Below are 16,581 nucleotides of genomic sequence, written 5' to 3'. Positions count from 1 at the left end.
AGGAGTTTTTTGTATGGGAGTCACAATTGACTTGAATGCGGTTCGCGAAAACAAACGTCGGATTGAAGCGCTTGGCCGACCGGTGTTCGCCGTCGTAAAAAACAACGCCTATAACTTAGGGATGGAGCCAGTTGTGACGACACTGTACGAAGAAGGGGTGCGTCACTTCATGGTGACGACGCTTGACGAGGCGAGCGAGGTCCGGGCATCAGCTCCGGAAGCACGCGTTCTTGTCATGAACCCGGTATACGAGTGGACAAGCGTCCATCGTGACCAACTTGACGTCGCCATCGGTTCCTATGACTGGCTCGTCTCGCAACGGGACCAGCTCGACGGGGTCCGGCTTCATTTGAAGCTCGACGTCGGCATGAACCGCTTCGGTGCGAAGACGTTCCAGGAAGCGTTGGCCATCGTCGCCTTTTGCCAAGACGAGGGGCTCGATCTTGTCGGGTTATGTACACATTTCCCACTCGCTGACGCGGATAACGCCGAAATCGAGCACAGTGTGCACGTGGAGCGGTTCGCCGACTGGTCGAATCGTCTCATGGAGCGGCACACGTTCGATATCGTGCACGCAGCCAACAGTGCAGCGACGCTTCAAGCGGATCCGCGTCTCGGGCATTGCACGCACGTCCGTGTCGGTATCTTTCTCTATGGCTACTCTTCGGTCGAACCGGTCGATTGGCTCATCCCGGCGTTTCGCTGGGAAACAGAAGTCGTCGCCGTGCATGACATCGAGGCCGGTGCCCACGTCGGTTACGGTACGGGCTACACGGCCGAGACGAAAGAACGCATCGCCGTACTCTCGGTCGGCTATGGTGACGGACTCATGCGAGCCCGGCGCTTCTTACCAGCCCATATCGAAGGACGAGCCTATCCGTTCATCAGCAACATTTTCATGAGCCACAGTTTTTTACGCGTCGATGACACCGTACAAGTCGGAGATCGTGTGGAGCTGTATGGCCATCTTACGAAAATCGATGACGTGACCCGTACCGGTCACGCCAATAACTCAGAACAATTATGCGCACGCTCATGGCGTGTCCCGCATCGCTTTGAAGGAGGCAATGTATGTACACCACCAACCAATCAGTTTGTATGATCGAAGGCGTGTCCGTCCGTGAACTTCAAGCGACGTACGGGACACCGCTCTATATCATGAGCGAGCCTGAACTCGAACGTCGTCTCGACCTTGTCCGGAACGCGTTCCTCGACAAGTATCCGAACACGTACGCGCTGTACGCATCGAAAGCGATGTCGATTGCGGCCGTATACGATAAAGTGATGGCAGCGGGTCTGAGCATCGACGTCGTCTCGCGGGGCGAGATGTTCGTCGCGCTCCACGCCGGTGTCCCGGCTGACCGGATTCACGTCCACGGCTCGAACAAGACGGTGCAGGACATCACGTTCGCGCTCGAGAACGGAATTACCCACTTCACCATCGACAACATGCGTGAGATTGGGCTGTTGTCGGGTCTGGCCGCTGAGCAAGGGGTAGACGTCGATGTCTTGCTCCGCATCGTCCCACAAGTCGTCGGAGGCGCCCATGAGGCGATTCAGACGGGCGGGGTCGATACGAAATTCGGCTTCCCGACCCATGATGATACGTATCTCGAAGCAATCAAAGCAACGCTACAAGCGGAACGACTGCAACTGCGAGGCATTCACTGTCACGTCGGCTCGCAGATTCAAGAACCGACGCTGTTCATCAATACGGTCAAAACGATGGTCAACTTCATCGAGACGATCCGTCAAGAGACGGGGTATACGGCCGACGTCTTGAATATCGGTGGCGGCTTCGGTGTCGCCTATCTCGAGTCGGACGACCCGCTCGACTTCGCCGACACGATGACGCAAGTGATGGACACGCTCGTCGCGGAAGTGGAACGCTTCGGCTTGCCGCTTCCGAAAATCGGCATTGAACCGGGCCGTTGGCTCGTCGCCAACGCCGGCGCGACGCTCTATGAAGTCGGGACGGTGAAAGAAGTGAGCGGTGTCCGCACGTACGTCTCGGTCGATGGAGGGATGACGGATAACATTCGTCCCGCTCTCTATGACGCTGAATATGACGTCATTGCGGCGACACGGATGGATGAAGCGAAGACGCTCGAGGCGAAAATCGTCGGGGCGTGCTGCGAGTCGGGAGACATCATCTCGAACCGTTCGCTTATCCCGCCGGTCGAAGCTGGTGATCTCTTGCTCGTCAAAGCGACGGGAGCGTATAACTTCTCGATGGCAAGCAACTATAACCAGATGCTCCGCCCGGCCGTCGTCTTCGTGAAAGACGGGACACATCGTCTCGTCGTCCGGAGACAGACGCTCGAAGACTTGGTCGCCTGTGAGATTGTCGGACAATCGACGTGACGCCATAAACGCATTCCTGATTCAGGGATGCGTTTTTTAATGGAAGTCGTTCTTCTTCAAATGAGAAATGCTTTTAATTATGATGGGGGAGAGAGAACAGAGGGGGAAGTGACTTCAATGGAAAAGACAGCAGGACAACAGTTGATTGAATCGCGGCGGACGATTCGCATGTTCACGGAAGAACCAATTGCGACGAAAGTACTCTATGAGTTGTTGGCGTCAGCTCACCAAGCGCCGTTTCATAACAAAGTCGAACCGTGGAATCTCTATTTGTTCAACGGGGATGGAAAAGACGTCTTGCTTCAGGCGCTCGAACCGGCGTTTCAAGATGGACCGGAATCGAAACGTGAGAAGATCGCCGGGCGGATTCGTAACGCGGCCGCATGTGTCTACGTGACGACGAAAGCGTTCGAGACGGACAAAGGGAAGAAAGATGCGCTACTCGCGACGGCGACGATGATTCAAAACTTTCATTTATTGTGTAGTGAGCAACAAATCGGCCTCGTCTGGCGGACGGGCGGTATTTTTGAGGATGCCAGGCTTCAAGAGATGATTGGAGCTGAAGGTGAGACGTTTGTCGGGTTACTCCAGCTCGGTCGTTACGAAGACGTGCCACCGACGAAGCAACGTCAATCGATTGACGCTAGTTTGACAATTTTTGAGTGAACGAAAAGGCCCGAGCGTAGGTGACTACGACCGGGCCAATCTTTATAGGTCAATGAGACTGAGCCGTTCATGTGAGCGCTCGGTTTATTTTTTTAACTTGGCTGCAAGCCAGTCTTGAATGACATTCGTTGGAATCATCGTGTTCACGTTCCCTCAGTTTTAATTTCTTTCTCTATATTATTATCCAATTGCAGTCGTTCCCAAACCTCTCGATGTGTACCTTGTAGCGTATCATCGAACGAATCCTCGATATGCAGGCAATAACTTGGGTTAACGGACGAAGCGTACAAGTCTAACATCAGTTCGGCATGATTTGGATACATACAAATTGGCCCCTTTCGACACGTCGGCTTGACTACATCCTCAGTATACAAAGGAAACATAAAGAAAAATCGGGGAAATCGTTAACATTTTATGAATCTTGTAAACGCTTTCACAAACTTTATGTGGATGTCAGTGGTTCACACGTCTGTCTGTACTGCTCGGCTCGTTTCGCATATTTGTTGACGGTCCGTTCCATGATGAAGCGATCTTCGTCGTTAAGCGGACGGACGACTTTGGCAGGGACGCCCATGACCATGACGCCTTCCGGAATTTGCATGTTCGGTGTGACGAGAGCACCAGCGGCGATGAACGAGCCCTTCCCGATTTTTGCACCGTCGAGAACGGTGGCATGCATCCCGATGAGACAACCTTCTTCAATCTCACAGCCGTGAATCATCGCCATATGTCCGATGGAGACGCGGTCATGAATGACTGTCGGGGAACCTTCATATTGGTGGACCATCGATCCGTCTTGGATATTCACGTAAGAACCGATGCGAATCGGTCCCTCATCGCCTCGAATGACCGTGTTGAACCAGACGCCGGAATGGGCGCCGATGGTGACATCACCGATCACGTGGGACCCAGGTGCGAGAAAAACCGTCTCGTCAACTTGCGGCATCAATTTGCCTAATTTGTACTGCATAAGTGTAACCCCTTTCAAACAGATATGCTTTCATTGTCGCATAAGTTGAAAAAGAAATTGCGCCTGAAAGATTATTCTTGTTAAGATAGTAAAAATACGTAGGAAAAAGGAGACACACAGATGGAGAAACAACATTTGATCGACATCGCGGCGAAGAAAAAGAAAGCAGCGGTCGTCTTTAAAGATGTGGCGGTCATCGACGTCTACAGTCGTGAGACGATTCGCACGGATGTCGCTATCGATGCGGGATACATCGTGGCCATCGGGGACGGTTACGAAGGGGAGACGGAATACCACGACCCGTCCTGGACGCTCGCACCGTCGTTCATCGATTCACACGTCCATATTGAATCATCGATGGTACCGCCTCACGAGTTCGCCAAGGCGGTCCTGCCGCTCGGAGTCACGACAGTCATCGCCGATCCGCATGAGATTGCGAACGTCAACGGGGCGCTCGGAATCGAGTATATGTTGGCGGATGCCAAAGGCTTGCCGCTCGATGTGCGCATGATGCTCCCAAGCTGTGTGCCGGCGACACCGTTCGAGCACGCAGGTGCGAAGCTATACGCCGAGGACTTGGCACCGTTTTTAGGAGATCCGGGCGTACACGGTCTCGGCGAAGTGATGGACTATCCGTCCGTCGAGTCGGGTAGTGCGGATATGCTTCAAAAGATCGCCCAGACAGAACTTGCCGGAAAAGTCGTCGACGGTCATGCCTCAGGTCTTGGCCCGGATCAGTTGAACGTGTATCGCACGGCCGGCATCATGACCGATCATGAGTGTACGACGGCTGAGGAGGCGCTCGAACGGGTGCGTCGCGGCTTTTACGTTCAAATTCGTGAAGGGTCGGTTGCCCGGAACGTGGAAAAAGTCAGCCGGGCCATCACGGAGAGCAACGCCCACCGGTTCTTATTCTGTACGGACGATAAGCATTTGGACGATCTCGTCGTTGAGGGTGGGATCGACTACAACATTCGCATGGCGATTAAACAAGGCGTCAAGCCAGAGACGGCCTATGCCGTTGCTAGTCTGCACGCGGCCGAGGCGTATGGACTAACCGACGTGGGTGCTATCGCCCCGGGCAAGCGCGCGAACTTTGTCATCTTGTCAGACGTCGAATCGGTAACGATTGACACCGTCTACGTGAACGGGAAAGTCGTCGCTAAAGATGGTAAGGCGACGTTCGAGGCTGACGGGATTGAAGTGCCGAAACCGATGAAAGGTGAGCTGAAGCTGCCGGACTTGACGGCTGATTCGTTCCGTTTGGCCGTGAAGGAAGAAGCGGTCGATGTGATTCAAGTATTGCCGAATAGTCTCTTGACGAAACGGGAGCGACTCGTCTTTCATCCGGATGCTTCTGGTGCCGACCTCAAGCAAGATATCGCCACGCTCGCCGTCATCGAACGCCACCACGGGACGGGTCATATGGCCCTCGCACCGGTAACCGGTTTCGGCTTGAAACGAGGGGCGCTCGCGGCCACGGTCGCGCACGACAGCCATAACCTCGTCATCGCCGGGGTGAGCCCGGACGATATGTTGCTCGCTGCCGAGACGCTTGAAAAAGTGGGCGGTGGGGTCGTCGCGGTGTCAGAAGGCAAGGTGCTGGCCGTCTTACCGCTTGAAATTGGTGGACTCATGACGAAACGTCCTTATGCGGAAGTGGCGGACGTGCTCGAACAGTTGAACGATGCGCTCGACGTCGTCGGGGCCCATCGTCACTTCAACCCGTATTTGACGATGTCGTTCCTGGCGCTTCCGGTCATCCCGGATTTGAAATTGACCGATATGGGACTATTCGACGTGACGACGTTCTCATTCATCGAGTCGTAAGTCAGTCTAACGTATGATTTTTGTTAAGAACGACCCGAAACGATTGAACGCTCTTGGTTAAGTTGGTATAGTTACGACAAGTTTCATCGGTACAAATGGAAAGGGGGGATATAACAGATGGAACAAGTTGCTTACAACAGGTCGTATGATGAACATGAGGATTTGATCAATTCTGTGTATCGTGCCTTCCAGGATCGATGTGAAGAATTGCCTGACGAGACGCGGACGAAACGGCGGTTGCGTCAACTCGTCTTACTGACGATTAAAGACCATACATCGTCACACGCCGAACGATTCGTCTTGTATCATTTCTTTAGTGATTTCTTTAAAGCGGTCGAGTCTGACGATCAAGCCGCACTCGCTGTGTTAAAACAAATCATCCGAGATGAAAAAAACTATTGATTAGTCACTATGACCTATGATAATTTAGACGTAACTTTAAATGAATATTCGTGCTATCGATGAGGTAGAGGTGCGATGCTGATGAGTAAGTAGTCCGAGGATGACAACGGTGAAGACTACAGAAAGGCAAGATCGCCGAAGTGTAAAGTCATGTCTCTGACTTTGTGCTGGGCTGACGGGAAATACCCGTCAGACTGCCATACATATTTACGTATGGAGCGCTCCAAGTCGGCTAAGAAAGACGGAACATCCAGCGAGGGTGTCGGCTTTGTTGCCGATGCCCTCGCTTTGCGTTTTTTTAAGCATAGGGGGGCCTCATCTCAAATAGAAGAGGAGGAAATCAGCATGGTAGATTATTCAACTTCGGTACTATCACTCGTACCGGCTTTACTCGCCATTATTATGGCCATCACAACACGGAAAGTCATTCCGTCACTCGGTGTCGGGATTATCGCAGGGGTGCTACTGCTTCACAATTTCAACCCGCTCGAATCGATTCAGTATTTATGGTCAAACATCATTGCGCTATTTTGGGCGGATGGGGCCATCAATGAATGGAACGTGCTGTTAATCGCGTTCTTGCTCTTGCTTGGGATTTTGTCATCGATCATCCAAACGTCGGGCGGCGCCCGCGCGTTCGGAGAGTGGGCCGCTTCAAACGTCAAGACAGCCCGCGGTGCTCGTCTCGTCTCGTTCGGACTTGGGATTTTAATTTTCATCGACGATTACTTTAACAGTTTAGCCGTCGGGAACATCAGCCGACCGCTCACAGACCGTAAAAAAGTATCACGTGCAAAACTCGCCTACATGATTGACTCGACTGCCGCACCGGTCTGCGTCATCAGCCCGCTCTCGAGTTGGGGAGCTTATATCATCGCCATCATCGCAGGTATCCTGGCGAAGTATTCGATTGATAGCTACTCATCGTTCTCAGCGTTCATCCAAATCATCCCGATGAACTTCTACGCGGTATTCGCGCTTCTCTTGACGGCTTACGTCGCCTACACGGGACTTGCCATCGGACCGATGCGCACACATGAACTCCGTGCCCTCCAAGGGGAGCTCTACGATACATCGAAAGGTGCACCGATGGGGATGAGTGAAGACTTGAACGAACATGAAGGTGGAAAAGTACGTGACTTGATCGTTCCGATTATCGCCTTGATTATCGCGACGGTGTCGGCCATGCTCTACACGGGCGGACAGGCGCTTGCCGCTGACGGTCAGAGCTTCTCGTTGATCGGAGCGTTCGAATCAACAGACGTGACACGTTCCCTGGTAACGGGTGCTGTCATCAGCTTGATTGTCGCCCTCTTATTGTTGATTGGCCGCAAGATTCCGGCGAAAGACTATGGACAAGCGACATGGGGCGGAATTCGCGCCATGTGGCCAGCAGTGCTCATCTTGTTGTTTGCTTGGACGATTATCGCCGTCATCGGTGACATGAAGACAGGTGACTACTTGGCAAGTTTCGTTACGGATTCGATTTCACCATCTTACTTGCCGTTCCTCTTGTTCATGATCGCCGGTCTCATGGCGTTCTCGACAGGAACGAGCTGGGGGACGTTCGGTCTCATGCTTCCAATCGGAGCCGATTTGATTATGGCAGTCGAGCCGGAGCTCTTGCTTCCGACACTTGCCGCTGTTCTCGCCGGAGCGGTGTTCGGAGACCACTGTTCACCAATCTCGGATACGACGATTCTCAGTTCGACGGGTGCTGGATCGCACCATATCGACCACGTGTTGACGCAACTTCCATACGCGTTGATTTCAGCGGGCGTGGCAGCTGTCGGATATTTGGTACTCGGTGTTTCGGGATCGATGTGGATTGGATTCTTTGCAGCCCTCGCGACGTTCATCGTGGCTCTCATCATTGCACAAATCATTTCAAAACGCGGACGCGTACCAGCCGATATGCGGGCTGAGCGCGAAGCGTAATCATCTAGATAGGGGACGTACCACAACTTCGTGGTACGCCCCCTTTTTTTGCGTCACAACGGCATAGCCCCAACAAACAAACCCTGCCGCAAGCAAGCGGCAGGGTTTGTGGGTTAGTTGACGTCCAACCATTTGAAGCTAGCGTCAGCTCCGAACGGGTGGCGGTACATGTTTTCGATGTTTGAACGCTCAAGGTAAGCTTCACCTTTTTGGTAAATCGGTGCGATCGCGAAATCATCTTCGAGCAAGATGCGTTCGGCTTCTTGCATCGCTTCCCAACGTTTCATTTGATCGGCTTCTTGTTTCGCGCCTTGAATCAACTTGTCGTACTCGTCGTTCGAGTAAGCCATGCGGTTGAACGGACCGTCTGTGACCCACATGTCGAGGTACGTCATCGGATCTTGATAGTCAGGGCCCCAACCGGCAGCGGAGACGTCATAGTCGCCAGCGCCTTCAAGTTCAAGGAAGTTTTTGAACGGCTGTTGCTTAATGTTAATTGTGAGGCCAGGAAGGTTCTTCTCGAGCTCACCTTTGATATACTCGTTGACTTTCTTGAACGCTTCTTCGTCACGTGAGAGGAACTCAAGTTCGATTGTCTCGACACCGAGTTCGGCAAGACCTTTCTCCCATGCAGCTTTCGCCTCGTCGACGTTATAGCTTTGAAGGTCTGGATACTTCTCACGGAAGTCAGCTCCATCTTCTGTGAACGTGAAGTCTTTCGCGACGATATAGTTGGCCGGCTGTGAACCGTCCGTCAAGATGACGTCTGTGACGCCTTGCTTATCGAAGCCTTTTGCGAGTGCCTCACGAATGTTGACGTTTTGAAGTGATTCGTTCTTCTGGTTGAAACGAAGGAAGTTGATTCGTGCGTCGGCACGTGTCTTGAACTCATCCGAGTCTTGGAATTGTGGAACGAATTCAGATGACAAGAGCGTGTAATCGACTTCGCCCGATTCGAACAAGTTGACGCCCGTCGCGACTTCTTTAACGACCTTGACGTTGATCGTATCCATCTTGACGTTTTCAGCGTCCCAATACTCAGGGTTCTTTTTATAGACCCAACCTTCATTGTCTTGCCAGCTATCTAACACGTATGGTCCGTTGTAAAGTGTCTTATCGACAGCTGTCGCAAACGACTCGCCTTGTTCTTCGACGAACTCTTGCTTTTGCGGCATGTACGTCGGGAATCCTGTCAACCCGAGGAAGTAAGGGGCAGGTGCCTCCAATTGTACTTCGAGTGTCTTCTCATCGAGCGCTTTCGCGCCAAGCGTATCGAGTTCTTCTTCGCCTGCGAGAATCTTATTGGCGTTTTTCAAATCTTGAAGGATATACGCGTACTCGGCACCTGTCTCAGGATTGAGGGCACGTTTCCATGAGTAGACGAAATCTTCAGCTGTGACCGGTGAACCGTCTGACCAGTTCGCGTCACGCAATTTGAAGGTGTATGTAAGTCCATCTTCTGAAATTTCTACGTCTTCAGCAATTCCCGGTACCGGTTGGTTATTTTCATCCAGACGATACAGTCCCTCGAAGACGTTGTTCGTCACGATGATTGACGTCGAGTCCGTTGTGAGCGTCGGATCGAGCTGTGGTAAATCTGTCGCCGAGACGAGCGTGATTTCCTTTTTCGCATCACTTGATGAAGATCCTTCAGACGAATCTGTTGTTTCTTCTCCGCCGCCACATGCTGCTGTCGCAAGCAAAGCGACACCCGATAAAGCTAACCATTTTTTGTTGCGCATTGTGTTACCTCCCGAAAATTCTGATTGTTTCGAATATATTGCAATTAAACTACAAACAAGATGAATGCGCAATAAAATTTTTTAAATTATTCGAAAATATAAACATTAGCAAAATACCTATCTAAACACCATTAGTTTCAGTAGAATAAGGAAATCATCGAATGATTATACATTATCGATGTATAGTTATTCGTCAGACGTCAACTTTTTGTGGAGGGTTTTAAATGAAGTCACAGTCAGCCGGAATCGGCTTTTTTGGGCTTGCTGCCATGGTCGTTGGAACGATGATTGGCGGAGGCGCATTTAATTTACCGGGAGCGATGGCACAAGGTGCTGGAGTCGGTTCGGTGTTAATCGGATGGACGATCACCGGTATCGGGATGGTCATGCTCGCGTTCGTGTTTCAATTTTTAGCCAATACACGTCCTGAACTTGAAGGTGGGATTTACGCCTATGCGAAAGAAGGATTCGGCAAGTTTGTCGGATTCAATAGCGGGTGGGGCTACTGGATGTCGGCGTGGATCGGGACGGTCGCGAACATCACGTTAATCTTCAGCACGCTCAGCTACTTCTTTCCGATCTTTTCGGCCGAGCACCGGACGTTCCGCTTACTTATGAGCGCGGTCGTCATTTGGGGGCTGTTTTGGATTATCTCGCGCGGTATGAGAGAAGCGGCGCTACTCAATATCGTCACGACGATCGCAAAACTTGTACCCATCTTTTTGTTTATTGTCCTCATCTTGTTTGCGTTTCGAATCGATACGTTCCAAATCGACTTCTGGGGTCAATCGGGATTCAGTTGGTCACAGGTGTTCCCGCAAGTGAAGTCGACGATGCTCGTGACGCTTTGGGCGTTCGTCGGGATTGAAGGGGCGGTCGTCCTATCATCACGTGCCCGCCACAAACGAGACGTCGGTCGGGCGACGGTGATCGGACTCGTCGGAACGCTTGTTATTTATATGATGATCTCGATTTTATCGTTCGGGGTGATGACCCAGGAACAACTCGCGGCACTTTCGGAACCGTCGATGGCGTACGTGCTCGAGGTCGTCGTCGGACCAGTCGGTGCGACCATCATCAACATCGGACTACTCGTCTCGCTCTCGGGTGCCCTGCTCGGGTGGACGATTCTCGCGACGGAGATTTCGTACGTCGCCAGTCGTGACGGCGTGTTTCCGAAACTGTTCAATCGGCTCAATCGAAATGAGACGCCGGTGAGTGCCTTGTTCATCACACAAGCGTTCACGCAACTCGTCACTATCATCGCTCTCTTCTCGGAACAGACGTACTTGGTGCTATCGAGCATCGCCGGCATCGCGGCGCTCGTGCCGTATTTGTTCTCGGCCTTGTTCGGTTGGAAAGAGGCACGGCGGACCGGAACACGCCCGATGCTCGTCATGTCCGGGATTGCGACCGTTTATGCGGCCTGGCTCCTTTATGCGTCAGGTGTCGAGTATATGCTCATCGCCATGATTTTGTACGCGCCGGGCGTGTTCGTCTTCATGTTGGCCGAACGCGAACAAGGCCGGCCGTACCTCAGCCGGTTGCAATACATGATTGCGGTCGTCATCCTCTTGGCAGCCACGTACGGTGTCTATGGACTATGGACGGCGACGATTAGCCTATAATAAAAAGTCATCGTACGTCGGGAGACGCGCGATGACTTTTTTCATTGACTGTTGTCCGTCAATAAGCGAACGACTTCAATTGGAGGGAGCGGCTTGGCGTACAAGAACCCTTGGAACGAGTCGCAAGCGGTTTGTTTCAAGTGGTCGAGCATCTCTTGGTCCTCGACACCCTCGGCCACGACGTGCAGATTCAGGCTCTTGCCGAGGTGGACGATGACATCGAGTAAGTGTGACTTCGACGTCAACCAATCATCGAGGAAGACTTTATCGATTTTTAGCTCGTCGACCGGGAACGACTTCAAGTATTGCAGTGACGAGAAGCCGGTCCCGAAGTCGTCGATGGATAGGCGATAATCGAGACGTTTGATTTGATCCATCCGGGCGATAATCTCGTCCGTCTGCTGCATGACGAGACTCTCGGTAATCTCGAGGATGATGTCAGACGGGTTCAAATTGAGCTGTTGCTTGATATTACGGAGCGTATTGATGAAGCTGTCGCTCCGGAATTGATTCGGTGAAATGTTGACGGCCATCGACAACGGGCGGTCGACGAGTTGCTGCCAGACTTTCAACTGTTTGGCCGCCTCGAGAATGACCCAGTTGTTGATTGGGACGATGAGTGCCATCTCCTCGGCGAGCGGGATGAACTCTGAAGGTGGGATTTGTCCGAGTTCATCATGATGCCAACGGAGAAGCGCCTCGAACCCGATGAGCGTGTCAGTCTTTAACTCATATTTTGGTTGATATTCTAAATAGAAGTGTTTTTCTTCAAGTGCTTGATAAAGTGCTTTCTCGATATGGATTTGACGTGAGAACGCATCGTCCATATCTTTCGTGACGAACTGGATTGTCCCGACACCGATTCGTTTGCCTTTGAACAGGGCGCTCTCGGCGCGCGTGTACAGTTCTTCTAATGAAGACGTGGCGGACGGATAGAAGACGCACCCGATGGAAATCGATACCATGATGGAGTGATGATAAATCCGGAACGGACGCTGCAATTCATGTTGCAGTTGGCGCAGCAACTGGAATACTTCTTCTTTCGACTGTTCAAAGAAAATCAACCCGAACAAGCCACCCGACGGATGGAACATGACGCTCGTCTCAGGCAAGAACTGCGCAGCCCGGTCCTTGATTTGAAGGAGCAATTCGTTGCCGACGCGTGAACCGAACGATTCATTGATGATTTTGAAGCGATCGATATCGAACAAGGCGACGTGAACCAAGCCATCTCCTTGATCGACATCCGTCAACACGTGGCTGTACTGACGGAGCCATCCTTTCTTGTTCAAGAGTCCGGTCAAGTCGTTATGGTACGCGAGATAATTGACCTCTTGCTCGAGTCGCTTTTTATCTGAGACGTCAAAGCCGAAGGCGGTATACTGTACGATTTCGCCTTCATCACTCAAAATCGGGACGACCGTCAAATTGAGCCAACACATGTTGCGGACATGCCGCTCGGAACGGACGGGCATTTCACCGTTCCAGATGCGGTCGGTCGTAAGTGCTTGAAGCACGTCCTCGGCAAGCGGATGATTCTCAAATGACGGATGGATGAGCTCGAACCAGTTACGACCGATGAATTGATGATCGGGTGCGCCGATTAATCCGCATAGCAACGGATTGATTTCTGTAATCTCGCCGTAAGCGTTTGTTGCCAAATAATACGTCGATTGTTCAATCATCGCTTGAAAGTGGTGAAGCAGATTGAACTGTTCCGTGCTGATGAGCGGCCCAAACCCTTTCGGCAGGAACGCAAGGAAGTACCCGGTATAGTCGTTGATGAAAAAAGATTGTAAATAAGCAGTCGCATAGACGACTGATCCGTTTTTATGTTTGAACGGCGTCATCGCCGTCGTCGAGAACGGATATTGAAGGAGCATCGGTGACCAGGATTCAAGCGCATCCTGTAAGTGTTGGACAACAGGGAGCGGATGGTGAAGCACCTCGTCTCGTCCCCATCCGAACAGCGTTTCCGCATATTCGTTCCACAGCAGGACGTTGCCATCGAGATTGATGTAACAGCATGGGACAGATAAAGCATCGATAAACTCGTCAATCGGCAAATCACGCAATGAAGCCACATTGTTTCCTCCAATCTACATCAAATGAATCGTATTCTACGTTCAGTGTACCTTATTTTGCCAAACCGAGGAATGGGCAAGTTGGTCGTTGTCAAAAGAAAGACGGTCATCATATACTGAAGGAGTAAGTTAGTTTTTTGATAAGGGGGAAATCAAATGTCAAAGACACAAGAAGTGATTGAATTGACAGAGAAATTCGGGGCGCACAATTATCATCCACTTCCAATCGTCATCTCGGAAGCGAAGGGGATCTGGGTGACAGATCCAGAGGGGAACCGCTACATGGATATGTTGAGTGCCTATTCGGCCGTCAACCAAGGTCATTGTCATCCGAAAATCATTCAAGCGCTTAAGGACCAAGCCGATAAAATCACGCTGACGTCACGTGCGTTTTACAATGATCAACTCGGTCGTTTCTACAAAAAAGTGGCAGCGCTTACAAACAAAGAGATGGTGTTGCCGATGAATACAGGTGCGGAAGCGGTCGAAACGGCTGTCAAAGCGTCGCGGCGCTGGGCGTATGAAGTGAAACAAATCCCAGGTCAAGCGGAAATCATCGTCTGCTCGGGCAACTTCCACGGCCGGACGATGGCGGCGGTGTCGATGTCGACAGAAGCGGAATACCAACGTGGATTCGGACCGCTATTGCCAGGGTTTAAAGTCGTGCCGTACGGTGACATCGATGCGTTCGAGGCGGCCATCACTGAAAATACGGCGGCGTTCATCGTCGAACCGATTCAAGGCGAAGCCGGCATCATCATCCCACCGGCTGGTTACTTGAAACGTGCCAGCGAGTTGTGCCAACAGCATAACGTGTTATTTGTGGCCGATGAGATTCAGTCAGGGCTCGGTCGCTCAGGCAAATGGTTCGCCATCGAATGGGAAGATGTGGAGCCAGATATGTATATTCTCGGAAAAGCGCTCGGGGGCGGCGTGTTCCCGGTATCGTGTGTGGCGGCCAATGAAAACGTCTTGAGTGTATTCAATCCAGGCTCACACGGTTCGACGTTCGGAGGGAATCCGCTCGCGGCGGCCGTGTCGATCGCGTCACTCGAAGTGTTAGAAGAAGAGCAGTTGCCACAACGTTCTCTCGAACTCGGGACATATTTCATGGACCGTTTGAAATCAATCGACAATCCGCTCATTAAAGATGTGCGCGGTCGCGGTCTGTTCATCGGGATCGAATTGACGGAAGCAGCCCGTCCATACTGTGAGGCGCTTAAAGAACGTGGCCTACTCTGCAAAGAGACACATGAGACGGTGATTCGATTGGCACCACCACTCGTCATCACGAAAGAGGAGCTCGATGAGGCGTTCGAGGCCATCTCGGCCGTGTTCGCACCAGCAGCTATTTCGTGATCACGCATCGCTTGGTATAATGGTTACAGACTCAACACCTGTCTCGCGACGTGCGCGCGGCAGGTGTTTTTTTGAAGGGAGGCCTGGCGATGCTATATGTATACGTCGGTTTGGCAGGAGCGCTAGGTGCCTTGGCACGTTATGGGATCGGCACGGGCATCGAGACGTTTTGGGTCGGTATGTTTCCGCTCGGGACGCTGCTCATCAATTTATCAGGCAGTTTCGCGCTCGGTTGGCTGACACACTTCTTGTTTCGGTCCGGACGACTCTCCCCGAGTGTCGTCACCGCGGTCGGGACAGGGTTCATCGGCTCGTTTACGACGTTCTCGACATTCAGTGTGGAGACGATTGAATTGCTAGAGGCTGACGCATTCGGTTCAGCTCTGCTTTATGTGACGCTCAGTCTCGGACTTGGGCTGTTCAGTTCATGGCTCGGATTTTGGTTTGGGCGGCGACGGTTCGATCGGGCTGTCATGCGAGAGGGGGGAGTACGATGACGCTTCTCGTCATCATGATCGGCGCGTTCTTCGGGGCGATGGCGCGATTCGGGGTCGGTCAGTTCGTCAAAACCCGGACGACATCGGCGTTCCCGTGGGCGACGCTCATCGTCAATGTGACTGGTTCGTTTGGACTTGGGTATTTATACGGGGCGAGTGTTCACCAAACGCTCATGCTCGGACTCGGTGTCGGCTTTCTCGGTTCGTTCACGACGTTCTCGACGTTCAAGCTCGAAGTGATGCGGTTCGTCGCCAAAGACTGGCTTCGTTTCGGGATGTATTTGCTTGCGACCTATGTACTTGGTCTGCTGGCGGCCTATCTCGGTTATCATCTGCCATGAAAAATCCCTCGGAAACTTGTTCCGAGGGATTTGCTTTATTCGCTAAGTTGCAGTTTTTCAGCACAGGATGGGCACGTGTTCTCGTAAGACTCGCACTGCTCATCCATCTGTTTCCCGCATTCTTGACACGTCTTGTCCGGTAACTTCCGATAAAATTCGACGGAAGATTCAAGTCGGCTTGCCCATTCATTCATTGTAACTGCCCCCTTTATTTAAGTAACGTAGCTGTTATGTTGTTTTGATTGTATTATAACAGTGGTGTATAAGTCAACAATAATATATAACAGATTTATAAATCGGATTTTGTTAGAATGAGAGTACAGAAAACGAGGTGAGACGGATGAAAGCACCCCAGTGTGAAACAATCGCCATTCAAAGTGAAGATGTGACGGTGTTACAACGGGCACTGACAGACCTAGATGCGGTTCGAGTCAGCCGATTGTTCAAGGCGTTCGCCGATCCGACCCGGCTTAAAGTGTTGTACGTCCTGACGTTAGAACGGGAACTGTGCGTCTGTGACGTGGCGGCCGTGATCGGACATTCAAACGCGACGGCGTCGCATCATTTACGGACGTTGCTCGAGCAAGGGCTTGTCAAATATCGAAAAGAAGGAAAAGTAGTCTACTACTCACTCGACGATGATCACGTCCGGCTACTCGTCGAGATCGCGATGGCCCACAGTGCCGAACAAATTGATGCGTGACAAAGAGCCAGCTGGGATTCCAGTCGGCTCTTTTTTCGGTTGTAATTGTGATGGAAC

15 protein-coding genes and 1 riboswitch are annotated in these 16,581 nt (G+C 51.8%); of the genes, 11 read left to right on the top strand and 4 right to left on the bottom strand.

What is annotated here, in order from left to right:
• Positions 1-13 precede the first annotated feature (13 nt).
• The 3 genes from alr (at position 14) to KNP68_RS11490 (ending at position 3,030) form a co-directional block, all read left to right on the top strand.
• A complete protein-coding gene (gene alr, locus KNP68_RS11500) occupies positions 14-1,102 on the top strand; it encodes an alanine racemase (protein WP_021065232.1) in 1,089 nt (362 codons plus the stop codon).
• Positions 1,072-2,364, top strand: coding sequence for a diaminopimelate decarboxylase (lysA, locus tag KNP68_RS11495; protein ID WP_058765694.1), 1,293 nt, complete (start codon positions 1,072-1,074; stop codon positions 2,362-2,364). Before alr ends, lysA begins: the two co-directional genes overlap by 31 nt.
• A gap of 117 nt (positions 2,365-2,481) precedes the next feature.
• Complete coding sequence (locus KNP68_RS11490; protein ID WP_021065234.1) at positions 2,482-3,030, top strand: nitroreductase family protein; 549 nt, start codon at positions 2,482-2,484, stop codon at positions 3,028-3,030.
• Between the two features lie 442 nt (positions 3,031-3,472).
• Here the strand turns inward: KNP68_RS11490 and KNP68_RS11485 are convergent, their stop codons facing one another.
• Positions 3,473-4,000 (bottom strand): gamma carbonic anhydrase family protein, encoded by a 528-nt coding sequence (locus KNP68_RS11485; protein WP_029596089.1) that lies wholly within the window; start codon positions 3,998-4,000, stop codon positions 3,473-3,475.
• 120 nt (positions 4,001-4,120) lie between these two features.
• Between KNP68_RS11485 and ade the strand changes: the two genes are divergently transcribed.
• From ade to KNP68_RS11470, 3 genes are all read left to right on the top strand, one after another.
• Entirely contained in the window at positions 4,121-5,830 is a 1,710-nt protein-coding gene (gene ade, locus KNP68_RS11480) for an adenine deaminase (protein WP_058765696.1), read from the top strand.
• Positions 5,831-5,947: 117 nt separating this feature from the next.
• Positions 5,948-6,232 carry a hypothetical protein gene (locus tag KNP68_RS11475; protein ID WP_138859995.1) on the top strand — a complete coding sequence of 95 codons (285 nt, stop codon included), beginning with the start codon at positions 5,948-5,950 and terminating at the stop codon, positions 6,230-6,232.
• Between the two features lie 57 nt (positions 6,233-6,289).
• Positions 6,290-6,464, top strand: a riboswitch (Lysine riboswitch).
• 113 nt (positions 6,465-6,577) lie between these two features.
• A complete protein-coding gene (locus KNP68_RS11470) occupies positions 6,578-8,170 on the top strand; it encodes a Na+/H+ antiporter NhaC family protein (protein WP_214799614.1) in 1,593 nt (530 codons plus the stop codon).
• A 113-nt stretch (positions 8,171-8,283) separates the two neighbouring features.
• Here KNP68_RS11470 and KNP68_RS11465 read toward each other — a convergent pair whose 3' ends face one another.
• On the bottom strand, positions 8,284-9,912 hold the full coding sequence (locus KNP68_RS11465; protein WP_214756700.1) for a peptide ABC transporter substrate-binding protein: 1,629 nt from the start codon (positions 9,910-9,912) through the stop codon (positions 8,284-8,286).
• A gap of 224 nt (positions 9,913-10,136) precedes the next feature.
• On the opposite strand from KNP68_RS11465, the gene KNP68_RS11460 reads away from it, so the two are divergent.
• Positions 10,137-11,540, top strand: coding sequence for a basic amino acid/polyamine antiporter (locus tag KNP68_RS11460; RefSeq protein ID WP_214799611.1), 1,404 nt, complete (start codon positions 10,137-10,139; stop codon positions 11,538-11,540).
• Positions 11,541-11,581: 41 nt separating this feature from the next.
• On the opposite strand, the gene KNP68_RS11455 is transcribed toward KNP68_RS11460, so the two are convergent.
• Complete coding sequence (locus tag KNP68_RS11455; protein ID WP_214799609.1) at positions 11,582-13,624, bottom strand: EAL domain-containing protein; 2,043 nt, start codon at positions 13,622-13,624, stop codon at positions 11,582-11,584.
• Positions 13,625-13,780: 156 nt separating this feature from the next.
• Here KNP68_RS11455 and KNP68_RS11450 point away from each other — a divergent pair, with 156 nt between their 5' ends.
• The 3 genes from KNP68_RS11450 to KNP68_RS11440 all read left to right on the top strand — a co-directional run bounded on the left by KNP68_RS11450 (position 13,781) and on the right by KNP68_RS11440 (position 15,821).
• Positions 13,781-14,983 (top strand): ornithine--oxo-acid transaminase, encoded by a 1,203-nt coding sequence (locus tag KNP68_RS11450; protein ID WP_029596085.1) that lies wholly within the window; start codon positions 13,781-13,783, stop codon positions 14,981-14,983.
• An 89-nt stretch (positions 14,984-15,072) separates the two neighbouring features.
• Complete coding sequence (gene crcB / locus KNP68_RS11445) at positions 15,073-15,480, top strand: fluoride efflux transporter CrcB (RefSeq protein WP_214799607.1); 408 nt, start codon at positions 15,073-15,075, stop codon at positions 15,478-15,480.
• A complete protein-coding gene (locus KNP68_RS11440) occupies positions 15,477-15,821 on the top strand; it encodes a fluoride efflux transporter FluC (RefSeq protein ID WP_214799605.1) in 345 nt (114 codons plus the stop codon). The genes crcB and KNP68_RS11440 overlap by 4 nt, the downstream gene beginning before the upstream one ends.
• A 35-nt stretch (positions 15,822-15,856) precedes the next feature.
• Here KNP68_RS11440 and yhfH read toward each other — a convergent pair whose 3' ends face one another.
• Positions 15,857-16,015 (bottom strand): protein YhfH, encoded by a 159-nt coding sequence (yhfH, locus tag KNP68_RS11435; RefSeq protein ID WP_021065246.1) that lies wholly within the window; start codon positions 16,013-16,015, stop codon positions 15,857-15,859.
• 146 nt (positions 16,016-16,161) lie between these two features.
• On the opposite strand from yhfH, the gene KNP68_RS11430 reads away from it, so the two are divergent.
• A complete protein-coding gene (locus tag KNP68_RS11430) occupies positions 16,162-16,524 on the top strand; it encodes an ArsR/SmtB family transcription factor (protein ID WP_214708921.1) in 363 nt (120 codons plus the stop codon).
• Positions 16,525-16,581: the final 57 nt, after the last annotated feature.

Source organism: Exiguobacterium sp. s50 (assembly GCF_018618175.1).
GTDB lineage: Bacteria > Bacillota > Bacilli > Exiguobacteriales > Exiguobacteriaceae > Exiguobacterium > Exiguobacterium chiriqhucha.
This window is presented reverse-complemented; position numbering and strand designations above follow the sequence as displayed.

What these genes read in the sequence shown, in the direction of transcription:
- alr (WP_021065232.1), top strand. Translation starts at nt 14, where the DNA reads ATGGGAGTCACAATTGACTTGAATGCGGTTCGCGAAAACAAACGTCGG.
- KNP68_RS11440 (WP_214799605.1), top strand. Translation starts at nt 15,477, where the DNA reads ATGACGCTTCTCGTCATCATGATCGGCGCGTTCTTCGGGGCGATGGCG.
- KNP68_RS11450 (WP_029596085.1), top strand. Translation starts at nt 13,781, where the DNA reads ATGTCAAAGACACAAGAAGTGATTGAATTGACAGAGAAATTCGGGGCG.
- KNP68_RS11460 (WP_214799611.1), top strand. Translation starts at nt 10,137, where the DNA reads ATGAAGTCACAGTCAGCCGGAATCGGCTTTTTTGGGCTTGCTGCCATG.
- KNP68_RS11475 (WP_138859995.1), top strand. Translation starts at nt 5,948, where the DNA reads ATGGAACAAGTTGCTTACAACAGGTCGTATGATGAACATGAGGATTTG.
- yhfH (WP_021065246.1), bottom strand. Translation starts at nt 16,015, where the DNA reads ATGAATGAATGGGCAAGCCGACTTGAATCTTCCGTCGAATTTTATCGG.
- KNP68_RS11430 (WP_214708921.1), top strand. Translation starts at nt 16,162, where the DNA reads ATGAAAGCACCCCAGTGTGAAACAATCGCCATTCAAAGTGAAGATGTG.
- KNP68_RS11490 (WP_021065234.1), top strand. Translation starts at nt 2,482, where the DNA reads ATGGAAAAGACAGCAGGACAACAGTTGATTGAATCGCGGCGGACGATT.
- KNP68_RS11485 (WP_029596089.1), bottom strand. Translation starts at nt 4,000, where the DNA reads ATGCAGTACAAATTAGGCAAATTGATGCCGCAAGTTGACGAGACGGTT.
- KNP68_RS11465 (WP_214756700.1), bottom strand. Translation starts at nt 9,912, where the DNA reads ATGCGCAACAAAAAATGGTTAGCTTTATCGGGTGTCGCTTTGCTTGCG.
- crcB (WP_214799607.1), top strand. Translation starts at nt 15,073, where the DNA reads ATGCTATATGTATACGTCGGTTTGGCAGGAGCGCTAGGTGCCTTGGCA.
- ade (WP_058765696.1), top strand. Translation starts at nt 4,121, where the DNA reads ATGGAGAAACAACATTTGATCGACATCGCGGCGAAGAAAAAGAAAGCA.
- lysA (WP_058765694.1), top strand. Translation starts at nt 1,072, where the DNA reads ATGTACACCACCAACCAATCAGTTTGTATGATCGAAGGCGTGTCCGTC.
- KNP68_RS11470 (WP_214799614.1), top strand. Translation starts at nt 6,578, where the DNA reads ATGGTAGATTATTCAACTTCGGTACTATCACTCGTACCGGCTTTACTC.